General features: G+C 61.7%; 11 protein-coding genes. 3 read left to right on the top strand and 8 right to left on the bottom strand.

Translation table 11 applies throughout. The features are described 5' to 3' along the window. Positions 1-9: 9 nt before the first annotated feature. The 5 genes from motB to flhD form a co-directional block, all read right to left on the bottom strand. Positions 10-960, bottom strand: coding sequence for a flagellar motor protein MotB (gene motB, locus GJ699_RS24335; RefSeq protein ID WP_154381240.1), 951 nt, complete (start codon positions 958-960; stop codon positions 10-12). Between the two features lie 37 nt (positions 961-997). After that, entirely contained in the window at positions 998-1,858 is an 861-nt protein-coding gene (gene motA / locus GJ699_RS24330; RefSeq protein WP_154381238.1) for a flagellar motor stator protein MotA, read from the bottom strand. A gap of 131 nt (positions 1,859-1,989) precedes the next feature. Then, the gene (locus tag GJ699_RS24325) at positions 1,990-2,712 is read right to left on the bottom strand and encodes a class I SAM-dependent methyltransferase (protein ID WP_154381521.1); all 723 of its coding nucleotides are present in this window, start codon (positions 2,710-2,712) and stop codon (positions 1,990-1,992) included. 58 nt (positions 2,713-2,770) lie between these two features. Next, on the bottom strand, positions 2,771-3,319 hold the full coding sequence (gene flhC / locus GJ699_RS24320) for a flagellar transcriptional regulator FlhC (RefSeq protein WP_154381236.1): 549 nt from the start codon (positions 3,317-3,319) through the stop codon (positions 2,771-2,773). A gap of 16 nt (positions 3,320-3,335) precedes the next feature. Beyond that, the gene (gene flhD, locus GJ699_RS24315) at positions 3,336-3,653 is read right to left on the bottom strand and encodes a flagellar transcriptional regulator FlhD (RefSeq protein WP_154381234.1); all 318 of its coding nucleotides are present in this window, start codon (positions 3,651-3,653) and stop codon (positions 3,336-3,338) included. A 548-nt stretch (positions 3,654-4,201) separates the two neighbouring features. On the opposite strand from flhD, the gene kynU reads away from it, so the two are divergent. Genes kynU through GJ699_RS24300 form a run of 3 tightly spaced genes read left to right on the top strand, consistent with a single transcriptional unit; the run spans position 4,202 to position 6,989 of the window. Further along, positions 4,202-5,452 carry a kynureninase gene (gene kynU, locus GJ699_RS24310; RefSeq protein WP_154381232.1) on the top strand — a complete coding sequence of 417 codons (1,251 nt, stop codon included), beginning with the start codon at positions 4,202-4,204 and terminating at the stop codon, positions 5,450-5,452. Positions 5,453-5,471: 19 nt separating this feature from the next. Next, a complete protein-coding gene (gene kynA / locus GJ699_RS24305) occupies positions 5,472-6,323 on the top strand; it encodes a tryptophan 2,3-dioxygenase (protein ID WP_154381230.1) in 852 nt (283 codons plus the stop codon). Between the two features lie 54 nt (positions 6,324-6,377). Next, the gene (locus GJ699_RS24300; protein WP_154381228.1) at positions 6,378-6,989 is read left to right on the top strand and encodes a CHRD domain-containing protein; all 612 of its coding nucleotides are present in this window, start codon (positions 6,378-6,380) and stop codon (positions 6,987-6,989) included. Here the strand turns inward: GJ699_RS24300 and GJ699_RS24295 are convergent. The 3 genes from GJ699_RS24295 to GJ699_RS24285 all read right to left on the bottom strand — a co-directional run bounded on the left by GJ699_RS24295 (position 6,982) and on the right by GJ699_RS24285 (position 12,499). Continuing rightward, a complete protein-coding gene (locus GJ699_RS24295; RefSeq protein WP_154381226.1) occupies positions 6,982-8,943 on the bottom strand; it encodes a CocE/NonD family hydrolase in 1,962 nt (653 codons plus the stop codon). The genes GJ699_RS24300 and GJ699_RS24295 overlap by 8 nt on opposite strands. A gap of 112 nt (positions 8,944-9,055) precedes the next feature. Then, on the bottom strand, positions 9,056-10,966 hold the full coding sequence (gene htpG / locus GJ699_RS24290) for a molecular chaperone HtpG (RefSeq protein ID WP_154381225.1): 1,911 nt from the start codon (positions 10,964-10,966) through the stop codon (positions 9,056-9,058). 69 nt (positions 10,967-11,035) lie between these two features. Next, positions 11,036-12,499: an aminotransferase-like domain-containing protein gene (locus GJ699_RS24285; protein ID WP_229262289.1), complete on the bottom strand. Its 1,464-nt coding sequence runs from the start codon at positions 12,497-12,499 to the stop codon at positions 11,036-11,038. Positions 12,500-12,608: the final 109 nt, after the last annotated feature.

The following is a 12,608-nucleotide window of genomic DNA, read 5'->3' as shown; positions in this document are numbered from 1 at the left end:
TTACTACTCTTATTTGCGTACCGGTGGGCCGGCGGGCGGCGTTGGCGCGGCGGCCGGAATCGCCGCCGCGTCCTCGGTGTCGCCCACCTCGATCTTGCGGCCGTCGCGCAGCACGTTTTCCTCGGCGCGCTTGTTCATCACCACGATGCTGATGCGGCGGTTGATCGGATTGAACGGATCGGCGCGGTCCAGGTTGATGGCCGAGGCCAGCCCCACCACCCGCATCACCTTGGCGTCGTTCATGCCGCCGACGATCAGCTCGCGGCGCGAGGCGTTGGCGCGGTCGGCCGACAATTCCCAGTTGCTGTAGCCGGTTTCACTCATATACGGGGTCGAATCGGTGTGGCCGGACAGGCTGACGCGGTTCGGCACATCGTTCAGCACAAAGCCGATCTCGTGCAGGATTTCCTTGGTGTAGGGCTGCAGCTCGGCCTTGGCCAGCGCGAACATCGGACGGTTCTGCTCGTCGACGATCTGAATCCGCAAGCCTTCGCTGGTGATGTCCAGCAGCAGCTGGTCCTTGTATTTCTTCAGCAGCGGATTGGCTTCAATCTTGGCTTCGATGCGTTCCTTCAGCGCCTTCAGGCGCTGGTTTTCTTCCGCTTCCATGGCTTGCTTGGCGGCGGTCAGGTTGAAGGTTTTCTTGGTGGCCGGATCGTCGCTGGCCTTGACCTGGCCGTCGGTGCGGGTCAGATCCTTGCCGCCGCCCTTGATGATGGACGAGCTGTCGCCGCTGCCCGAGCCGCCTTCCATCGCCACCTTCAGCGGCGTCTTGAAGTATTCGGAAATGCCGTTGAGGTCGCCCTTGGTGGTCGAGCCGAGCAGCCACATCAGCAGGAAGAAGGCCATCATCGCCGTCACGAAGTCGGCGTACGCGATCTTCCAGGCGCCGCCGTGGTGACCACCGCCGCCCTTCTTGATGCGCTTGACGATAATAGGCCGCAAGCCCTCTTCAGCCATGATTCTTCCTTAAGCTAATAACTGTTGCCGGCATGGCTTACTTCGACTTCGATTTCTTGATGTGGTCTTCCAGCTCGTTGAAGGTCGGACGCTCGGTCGAGTACAGCACTTTGCGGCCGAATTCCACCGCCAGCGCCGGCGCATAGCCGTTCAGGCTGGCCAGCAGCGTGACTTTCACGCATTGATACATCTTGGTCGACTCTTCCAGCTTTTGCTCCAGCAGGCTGGACAGCGGACCGACGAAACCATAGGCCAGCAAAATACCGAGGAAGGTACCGACCAGCGCGTGCGCGATCAGAATCCCCAGCTCGGCCGGCGGCAGGCCCACCGATTCCATGGTGTGCACCACCCCCATCACCGCCGCCACGATACCGAACGCCGGCAGGCCGTCGCCCAGCTTGGCGATGGCGTGGGCCGGCGCGGCGCCCTCGTGGTGGTGGGTTTCAATCTCGATGTCCATCAGATTCTCGATCTGGAACGCGTCCATGTTGCCGGACACCATCAGCCGCAGGTAATCGGTCATGAATTCGACGATATGGTGATCTTCCAGCACGCTCGGGTACTTGCTGAACAGCGGGCTTTGCTCCGGGCTGTCGATGTCGCCTTCGATCGACATCAAGCCCTCTTTGCGCACTTTGGACAGCACGTCGAACAGCAAGGACATCATTTCCATGTACAAGTCCTTGGTGTAGCGCGAGCCCTTGAACAGGGTGGGAATCGAGCCCAGCGTGGCCTTGATGGTCTTGCCGTTATTGCCGACAAAGAATGCACCCAGCGCGCCGCCGCCGATCATCACCACTTCCAACGGCTGCATCAGGGCGGCCAAATGCCCGCCGTTCATGGCAAAGCCGCCGAACACGCCGACGCAGACCACTACATATCCGATGATGACTAACAAGTGTCCTGACTCCCCAGAGCGAAAACCGGTCGAATTGTTACGCCATGTCGACCGGCTTTTCAATAATTTACATATAGAACTACTCTAGCCGAGTAGGCAGAGGCGGGCAAGCGAATAACGTCAAATGATGCTTAAAAGTACCATATGTAGAGGGGAATCTCGGTCGGTGTGGCACGAATGATGCTATCTGATGTTCTTTCCGTAATGATAAATTCATAGCTACAGAGCATCGAACCAGGACGCATTTCGGCCGCCGCCTTGCGCCACAATCCGGACATGGCGGCCGGCGACAGGTAGGCAAACACCAGATCGAACTGGCTGAAATCGAGTTTTTCATAGTCGCCCAGCAGGAAACGGGCACGGCTGCGGGCCAGTTTGGCGCGCAGCCAGCTGACCAGCCATGGCAGCGGCGCCAGCTCGATGCCGACGGCGTCGGCGTCCGGCCGCACCCGCGCCAGGTACAGCGTCAGGCCGCCGAGGCCGCTGCCGATGTCGATCACCCGTGGCGCCCTGTCGCGTGGCAGCAGCTGGCGCACCGCATCCCACACCACCGGGCCGGACGGGTAATACGGCACCTGAGTGCGGAAAGTCGACCAGTACCAACCCAGCAGCAGCACAAAGCCGGCGCCGAACAGCCAGGACGGCAGCTGCAGCGCCAGAGCGGTCAACAGCGCCAGCGGGAACAATAGTTGGATCGCGCGCCACCAGGCCGCCAGCCCGAACTTCCAGGCCAGGCCGGCCGCGACCAGCCCCTGCACCAGGGCCAGCCGCACATAATCGACCGGTAAACGGAAACTGGCCATCACGTAGAGGATGGCCAGGGTCAGCGGCAAGGCGCCGCACTGTATCAGCATGGCCCGCACGGCGGGCGCGCGGGCAAGACGTTGTAGATAAGGTAAGGTCACGCCGGCATTATGCCGCCAATGCTTCCAGTTCGCGAGTTTTCTTGGTCTTGCCGGCGCGCGAAGGCATGTGGCACAGGCCGCAGACATAGCTGCCGTGCAGGTCCATGGCGTTGACCACGTATTTGCCCTGGCATTTGGTGCATGGCGCCAATTCCAGCATTTTGCTGCTGAAGAAGCGCACCAGGGTCCAGGCCCGGGTCAGCGACAGCAGCGGCTCTTCGCCCGGTTCCGGCGGCATTTGTTCGAGGTACAGCTTGTACGCCTTCATCACCGCTTCGACGCCGGTGGCGCCGGCATGCGTCACCAGGAAGGCATGGATGTTGATGAACAGCGAGGAATGGATATTCGGCTGCCAGGTCAGGAACCAGTCGGTCGAGAACGGCAGCATGCCTTTCGGCGGCGACACGCCCTTCAACTCCTTGTACAGCTTGAGCAGGCGTTCGCGCGACAGCGACACTTCCGACTCCAGCAGCTGCAGGCGGGCGCCCAACTGGATCAGTTCGATCGCCAGCTGGATCTCCTGGGCTTCCGATACGACACTTTTCTTGGCGGCCATGATCTGTGCTCCCGACTTAAACGATCTCTTCAACCGGCTGACCGGCCATCAGGATGGCGGCATGCGATTGCGCCAGCACGCGGTCCTTGTTGTAGTTGGTCAGCATGGCCAGGATGGCGCTGTCGTCAAAGCGGAAGCGCGCCAGCATCATGTTGCCGCCTGCCAGTTTCAGGATTTGGGCGTTGCTCATGCCTTCAATCAGGTCAGCGATTTCGGCCGAGATGCCGAGACGGAAAATCGCGGTGACTTTGTCGGCACGAATCATTTGCTGAGCCAGCATCAGGTAGCTCAGGTTGGCATCACGGATCTCAGCCATCATATCGTTAGCGGTCATTTCCCTCTCCTTGCGGTTTTCTCTCTGTCGGAACACATGTGCGTTTCCGTTGAGATACATTCTGCTTGAGCAACAAATGCAACAGAAGAGGTGACACTCCGTATTTTCAGTCGGGGAATAGCGGACGCGACCTGTCGGTGTTTGTCTTACAAACACTCGCAGATCGGCTATCTACGCCCTTGCGGCGCAGCTTTGATGGGGTCCAGAAGCTTCAAAAAACTCCCGTTTTAAATCGAAAAATAAAGTGGTAAAGCGACTCTTTTTTGCGACATCTAACTCGGTAACGGCAGCCCTGCGGAGAACTTTAGGGTTTTTCGAAAAAATTTTTAAATATTTTTCGAGGCCGTTCGGTGCACGGTTTCCCGCGCATCTAAGAACGGTAACGGCGGCGCTTGAGGGAACTTTAGGGACTTTTTGCTCAAACCAGTAAAATTTTTAAAAATAAGCGCAAGTCCGTCATTCATTCGAAGGATTAACCTAAACTGCCGTCGATAAAATGGCTGGACTCCGGTTACACTCACTGCTTTAGATCTCAATCACTGACCCAAATGACAACTCGCAACCACTGCCTGGAGCGCGATGCGCAGGATACTCTGGCCCCGCTACGCGACCAGTTCGACCTGCCTGCCGGCGTTATTTATCTGGATGGCAACTCTTTAGGCGCCCGTCCGAAAGCCGCTCTGCCCCGCGCCCAGCAGGTCATTGCCCAGGAATGGGGCAACGATCTGATTCGTAGCTGGAATAGCGCCGGTTGGTTCGACCTGCCGAAGCGCCTGGGTGACCAGCTGGCGCCGCTGATCGGCGCCGAAGCCGGTGAAGTGGTCGTCACCGACACCACCTCGGTCAACCTGTTCAAGGCGCTGGCCGCCGCGCTGCTGATGCAGGCGCACGACCCGGTGCGGGCCGGCCGCCGCGTCATCGTCACCGAGCGCGCCAACTTCCCGACCGATATCTATATGGCACAGGGACTGACCTCGTGGCTGGACCGCGGCTACACGCTGCGCCTGATCGACAGCCCGGAGCAACTGACCGAGGCGGTCGACGCCGATGTCGCGGTGGTCATGCTCACCCACGTCAACTACCGCACCGGTTATCAATACGACATGCGCGCCAGCAGCGCCCTCGCCCACGCGTCCGGCGCGCTGGCGATCTGGGACTTGGCACACTCGGCCGGCGCAGTGCCGGTCGACCTGAACGCCGACGGCGCCGACCTGGCGGTGGGCTGCACCTATAAATACCTGAACGGCGGTCCCGGCGCGCCAGCCTTCATCTGGGTGCCGAAAAAACACCAGCCGCGCTTCCAGCAGCCGCTGTCCGGCTGGTGGGGTCACGCCACGCCGTTTGCGATGACGCCCGACTTCCAGCCGACCGATGGCATCGGCCGCGCGCTGTGCGGCACCCAGCCCATCGTCTCGCTGGCGATGGTCGAGTGCGGGCTGGAGGTGTTCGGCCAGACCAGCATGGCGACGATCCGCGCCAAGTCGCTGGCGCTGACCGATCTGTTCATCGCGCTAGTGGAGGAACGCTGCGCCAGCCATCCGCTGGGACTGGTGACCCCACGCGAACATGCGCGGCGCGGCAGCCACGTCAGCTTCACCCATCCGCACGGCTACGCGGTGATGCAGGCGCTGATCGCGCGCGGCGTGATTGGCGACTACCGCGAGCCGGCCATCATGCGTTTCGGCTTCACCCCGCTGTACACCAGCTATGCTGATGTATGGGATGCGGTGGAAATCCTGCGCGATATCCTCGACCGCCAAGACTACAACGTCGACGCCAAACGTGACGCCGTCACTTAAAACGAACTAAATAATATATATGAGCGATCAAAACAAGTGCCCGATGCATGGCGACGCCCAATGGCACGGCGCGCAAATGGACTTCAGCAAGGACATGAGCTACGGCGACTATCTGGGCCTGAACCAGATCCTGCACGCCCAGCACCCGCTGTCGCCCAACCATAACGAGATGCTGTTCATCATCCAGCACCAGACCAGCGAACTGTGGATGAAGCTGATGCTGCATGAAATGCGCGCGGTGCGCGTCCACCTGCGGGCCGACGACCTGCCGCCGGCGTTCAAGATGCTGGCGCGGGTGGCGCGCATCATGGATCAGCTGGTACACGCCTGGGACGTGCTGGCCACCATGACGCCGCCCGAGTACACCGCCATCCGGCCGTATCTGGGCGCCTCGTCCGGCTTCCAGTCCCACCAGTACCGCGAAATTGAATTCATCCTCGGTAACAAGAACGCGGCGCTGCTGAACGTGCACGCCACCACGCCGGAACACGTGCTGCTGCAGGAATCGCTGCGCACGCCATCGCTGTACGACGAGGCCATCCAGCTGCTGGCGCGCAACGGCCTGCCGATTTCGGCAGCGCGCCTGAACGCCGATCCGACCCAGCCGACCACGGCGGACGACTCGGTGCAGCAAGCCTGGCTGCAGGTCTACGGCGATACCGAACGTTACTGGGCGCTGTATGAGCTGGCCGAAAAGCTGGTCGACCTGGAGACCGCGTTCCGCTTCTGGCGCTTCCGCCACGTCACCACGGTCGAGCGCATCATCGGCTTCAAGACCGGCACCGGCGGCACCGCCGGCGTCAGCTATCTGCGCAAGATGCTGGACGTGGTGCTGTTCCCCGAACTATTTGCTTTACGCACTGAGTTGTAAGGAACTTGTGCATGGTGCCCCTCTCTAAGTTATACACAACAAGGGAGGGACACCATGAAACGACACATCTTCACATCGGCAGCAGCAGCTCTGCTGCTGTGCGCCGCCTCGGCAACTGCCAGCACCGCCAGTTACGCCACCATCCTCACCGGGCCGGCCGAAGCGCCGGCCAACAGCTCACCCGCAATCGGCGCGGCCGTCGTCACCTTCGATCTCGGCAGCCACGCGCTCAACGTCAGCACCGCCTTCAGCGCGCTGGTGGGTGACAGCACGGCCGCCCACATCCACTGCTGCACCACGCTGGCCGGCGACGGCACGGCGGGTGTGGCCACGCAAACACCCTCGTTCAGCGGTTTCCCGCTTGGCGTGAAGACCGGCGCCTACAACCAGAGTTTCAATACCTCGCTTTCCTCCAGCTGGAGCGCAGATTTTCTCAGCGCGAACGGTGGCACCACCGCCGGCGCCGAAGCCGCCCTGCTCGCTGGCCTGAACGCCGGCAGCGCCTACCTCAACATCCATAGCAGCGCCTATCCGGGCGGAGAAATCCGCGGCTTCCTCAAGCTGGCCACAGCGGTGCCAGAACCAGGTACGCTGGCCATGCTGGCGCTCGGCCTGCCGCTGGTGGGACTGGCACTGCGCCGTCGCGGCAAGACTGGCGCTACCTGACGCTGGCGCCCACCAGCGGCAGCTCGATATAGCTGTCGTGGTAGATGCGCTGGGTCGCCTTCTTGTAATCCGCAGGCTGAGCGTAAAAGATGTTCGGCACGAAGGTCTGCGGGTTGCGATCGTACAGCGGGAACCAGCTGGACTGAATCTGCACCATGATGCGGTGCCCCGGCAGGAACACGTGGTTAGCGGTCGGCAGCGCAAAGCGGTAAGGCAGCGCCGTGTTGGCGGCGATGGCCTTGGCTTTGTCGGGGCCTTCGCGGTAGCGGCCACGGAAGATATCGGCCGACACCATCAGCTGGTAGCCGCCCAGTTCCGGCTGCGCGCCCACCTGGTCCGGGTAGACATCGATCAGCTTGACCACCCAGTCGGAATCGGTACCGCTGGTGGATGCCAGCAGATGCGCGACCGGCTCGCCGCTGATTTTTACCGGCGCGGTCAGCACACCAGTGGTGTAGGTCAGCACGTCAGTACGGCCGGAGGCTTCGCGCTGATCGTCGACCAGCCAGCGCGGCCAGGTCTGGCCCTTGGCCTCATCGTAGCCCACCGGTGAAATCGGACGCTGGCGGTATGGCACCGGCCGGGTCGGATCGGACACGTATTCATCATAGCCCTCCTTCTGCGCCGGCTTCGCCAGCGCGACGGGGGCGGCATTGCTCAGGCTAAGCTTGGCGTTCGGCGCCAGCTTCAGCGTGGCCGGCGCAGTGATGCAGCCGCTGACGCAGCCGCTCGGCCATACATCCAGCGCGCGCCATTTATTGGTGCCGGTCTCGAACGCCGTCACCGGCGCGATCTTCGCCGCCAGCGTTTCTGGCGACGGCTCATCCTTCAGATAACGATCGAGGAAAGGCAGCAGGATCTGCTCGCGGAAATACAGGCCGGTATCGCTGCCGAATTTGATCGGCCCGAGCTTGCTGCCATCGCCGTCCTGGCCGCCGTGATTCCATGGCCCCATCACCAGGAACACCTTGTTGTCCTTGTCATTAGGCTTGATCGCCTTGTAGACCGCGATGGCGCCATAGATATCCTCGGCGTCCCACAGACTGTGCACCAGCAGCGTCGGCACCGTGACCGGCTGCTTGGCCAGGATCTTGTCGACAGCCTGCGGCTGCCAGAACTCATCATAGGCAGGATGCGCCACCACCTTGCGCCAGAAGCCGGCCTGGTCGACGCCGCGCTGACGCGCCAGCTCGCCAGCCGAACCGGCACGCATAAAGGTATCGTAATCGTCGTAATGACTAGTGAACCAGCGCGCCTCGTTGCGGCGCGTGACCACCTGTTCCAGAATATAGGACAGATTCACCTGGCGGAAAGCGCCGTGGTGGAACCAGTCATCGCCGCGCCAGCCATCGACCATGGGATTCATCGGCACCGCCACCTTCAGCGCCGGATGCGGATTAACCAGCGCGATCAGCGGCAGGAAGCCGTCATACGAACCGCCGATAATGCCCACCTTGCCATTCGACTCCGGCACATTCTTGCTCAGCCACTCGATGGTATCCCAGGCATCGGTGGAATGATCGACCGCTGTTGGATTAAGCGCAGTGCCGGCCATCGGCCGGTTCATCACATAATCGCCCTCGGAGCCATACTTGCCGCGCACATCCTGCACCACACGGATATAGCCACCCTGCGCGATCACGTCCGGCTGATTGTCATAGCCCTGCAGGATGGACTCCATCTGCGAGCTTTCCGCGTGCGCGGTCATATCAACGGCGTTATAGGGAGTGCGGGTCAGGAGCATCGGCGCATTGCGCGCCTTGCGCGGGATGACAATCACCGTATTGAGCTTGACGCCATCGCGCATCGGAATCATCACCGTGCGTTTAACGTAATCAAAACTATCGACCGGCGCCTTGAATTCATCCGGCGTTTCGCTGGGCAGCGAGGTCTGCGCGTGAACAGATACAAAAACGCCGGCGATCAACGCCAGCGTCAAAGCGGTTTTCTTCATGTGAACTCCGGGGTCAGGTCCATCAATTCTACACGGCCTCAGCACTCATTTGTCATAGTGCAGAGCTCGTGTAGAAATGATGGACCTGACCCCGGAGTGGGGTGAAAAAAAATTATTTCGCCAGCAGCAGTTCGTTCAGGCGCTTGACGAAGGTGGCGGGGTCGCTCAGGGCGCCGCCTTCGGCCAGCAGGGCTTGATCGAACAGCAGGTTGGACCAATCGCTGAACGAGCTGGCCACGTCTTCGTTTTTCAGACGCTGTACCAGCGGGTGGTCCGGATTGATTTCCAGGATGGGCTTGGATTCCGGAGCGGCCTGGCCGGCGGCTTTCAGCATGCGCAGCAGGTTGCCCGACAGCTCGTGCTCGTCCGCCACCAGGCAGGCCGGCGAGTCGGTCAGACGGAAGGTGACGCGCACGTCTTTGGCTTTGTCGGCCAGTACTTCCTTCATCTTGCCAACCAGATCCTGGTACGAGCTTTCGGTTTCTTCGTGCTCTTTCTTCTCGGCTTCGTCTTCCAGCTTGCCCAGATCCAGGCCGCCCTTGGCCACCGATACCAGTTCCTTGCCTTCGAATTCGGTCAGGAAGGACAGCATCCATTCGTCGACGCGGTCGGTCAGCAGCAGCACTTCGACACCTTTTTTGCGGAAGATTTCCAGGTGCGGGCTGTTTTTGGCGGCGATGTAGTTATCGGCGGTGACGTAGTAGATCTTGTCCTGGCCTTCCTTGGCACGCGCCAGATACTGCTCCAGCGAGGTGATTTGCTGGTCGCTGTCGTTGGCGGTCGAGGCGAAGCGCAGCAGCTTGGCCAGACGGTCCTTGTTGGTGGCGTCTTCGCCGATGCCCTCTTTCAGCACCTGACCGAATTCACCCCAGAAGGTGGTGTACTTGTCTTTCTTTTCCTGCTCGTCGGCGTTGGCCAGTTCTTCCAGCATGCCGATCACGCGCTTGGTCGAGCCGTCGCGAATCACTTTGACGTCGCGCGACTCCTGCAGAATCTCGCGCGAGACGTTCAGCGGCAGGTCGGCCGAGTCGATCACGCCTTTGACGAAGCGCAGGTAAGTCGGCATCAACTGCTCGGCATCGTCCATGATGAACACGCGCTTGACGTACAGCTTGATGCCGCCACGCTTGTTGCGATCCCACAGGTCGAACGGTGCCTTGGCCGGGATGTACAGCAGTTGAGTGTATTCGCTGCGGCCTTCAACCCGGTTGTGGGTTTGGGTCAGCGGCGCCGCGAAGTCGTGCGACACGTGTTTGTAGAATTCGTCGTACTGCTCTGGCGTGATGTCGGATTTGCTGCGGGCCCACAGCGCGCTGGCCTGGTTGACGGTTTCCAGTTCGTCCTTGAGGACAGTCTCGCTCTTCTCTTCGTCCCACTCTTCTTTCTGCATCACGATCGGCAGCGAGATGTGGTCGGAGTATTTGCGGATGATGGATTTGATCTTCCACGACGACAGCAGCTCGTCCTCGCCTTCGCGCAGGTGCAGGATGATGTCGGTGCCGCGGCCGGTTTTCTCGATCTGTTCGACCGAGTAATCGCCCTCGCCGGCCGATTCCCAGCGCACGCCTTCCGAGGCGGCGGCGCCAGCACGGCGCGATTCCACGGTGATTTTGTCGGCAACGATGAAGCCGGAGTAGAAGCCCACGCCGAACTGGCCGATCAGCGCCGCGTCCTGCTGCTGGTCGCCGGACAGTTTGCCGAAGAATTCCTTGGTGCCCGACTTGGCGATGGTGCCCAGGTGCGAGATGGCTTCGTCACGGCTCATGCCGATGCCGTTGTCGGAGATGGTGATGGTGCGCGCGGCCTTGTCGAACGATACCTTGATCTTCAGTTCATGGTCGTTGCCGTACAGGGCGTCGTTGTTGATCGCTTCAAAACGCAGCTTGTCCGAGGCGTCGGAGGCGTTGGAGATCAGCTCGCGCAGGAAGATCTCTTTGTTCGAGTACAGGGAGTGAATCATCAGCTGCAGCAGCTGTTTCACTTCGGCCTGGAATCCAAGGGTTTGTTTTTCAGTATCAGCCATTTTTGAATAGTCTTTTGGTTAAGATTTCAGGAAAGTGGGGATTATAAGAGGCTTTTCAAGTCCGGCCGCTTATTTACCAAGTTCTCGCTCAAGGAAGCGCCACACGGCCGGGTCCTGCATCGCCGCCACGTTGAGCCGCATGCGGGTCGACGGCAGCTGTTTGGGCGAGAACAGGCTGCCCGGCGCCAGCAGCAGATTGTGGGCCATGGCTTTTTCGGTCAGCAGATTGGTGTCGCAGCCGGCATCGGCCCAGACGAACATGCCGGCCGGCGGCGAGCCGTCCACTTTCAGGCCGACGCGCTCCATCTGGCGCAGCGTTTTGGCGCGGATGCCGTCCAGCCGCCCGCGCATGCGGTCGGCGTGCTTGCGGTAGGAGCCTTCGGACAGCACTTTATACACCACGCGTTCGCCGATTTCGCTGCAGGTCAGCGTCGACAGCATCTTGCGGTCTGCCAGCCGTTCGGCGCGTTCCGGCGAGGTGGCGATGAAGCCGACCCGCAGATTGGCCGACATGGTCTTGGAAAAGCCGCTCAGATAGATCACCCGCTGCAGCTGGTCCAGCGCCGCCAGCCGGGTGGCCGGCTGCACCGCGCTGCCGGGATGGAGGTCGCAATAGATATCGTCTTCGACGATGATGAAGTCGTGCTCCTCCGACAGCCGCAGCACCTGGAATGCCTTGGCCGCCGACAGCGAGGTGGAACTGGGGTTGTGCAGCACCGAATTGATGATGTACAGCTTGGGCTTGTGCAGCGCGGCCAGTTCGGCCAGCCGCGCCACGTCCGGGCCATCGGCCAGACGCGGGATGCCGATCACTTTGGCGCCCAGCGCGGCAAAGGAACCGAACATCAGGAACCAGGCCGGATCGTCGACGAAGATGGTGTCGCCGGGCCGGGTGAATTCACGCGCCACCAGGTCCAGCGCCTGGGTGACGCCGGTGCTGGTGACGATTTGTTCGGGCGCGGCGGCGATTTCAAGTTCGGCCAGTTTGTGCTGCAATTGTTGGCGCAGCGGCAGGAAGCCCTGCGGCAGGCCATAACCCAATAACAGATTCGGATTCTGGCGGCTGACGGCGCGCAGCGCGTTGGCGACCGCCGGACCGTCCAGCCATTCGGGCGGCAGCACGCCGGAGCCGGGCATCTGCTGGTGCGGCATCTGGCGGAACATATTCCGCACCAGCCAGACCACGTCGATCGGTTTGCTGTCAAAGCCGGATTGCGCGGCCTTCAATGCGGCGGCGGTGGCGGCGGCAGTGGCGCCGGAGCCGCCGCTCGCACCGGCATCGGCCGCGTTCAGCGCCATCGCCGGCCGCTCGCGCACGAAGAAGCCGGCGCCACGCCGGGATTCGAGGTAGCCGGTGGCCACCAGCTTGTCGTAAGCCGCCACCACGGTGAAGGCCGATACGCCGTGGGTGCCGGCAAAGGCGCGGATCGACGGCATGCGGGCGCCGCCACGCAAAAGGCGGTCGTCGATGCGCGCCGCCACCGAGCGCACGATCTGGTCGATCAGCGTTTCACCCGATTCGCGCAGCAGCAGGCCAAATACGGTTCCGCCGACGCCGGCACTGGCGCCAGCGCGCCCCGCAGCGGACGCCGAGCGGCTGGCCGTCCCGTCACCCGCCGCGCGCGGCGCGACGCTGGGCAGC

The sequence above is a fragment of the Duganella guangzhouensis genome (assembly GCF_009674535.1).
Lineage (GTDB): Bacteria > Pseudomonadota > Gammaproteobacteria > Burkholderiales > Burkholderiaceae_D > Rugamonas > Rugamonas guangzhouensis.
This window is presented reverse-complemented; position numbering and strand designations above follow the sequence as displayed.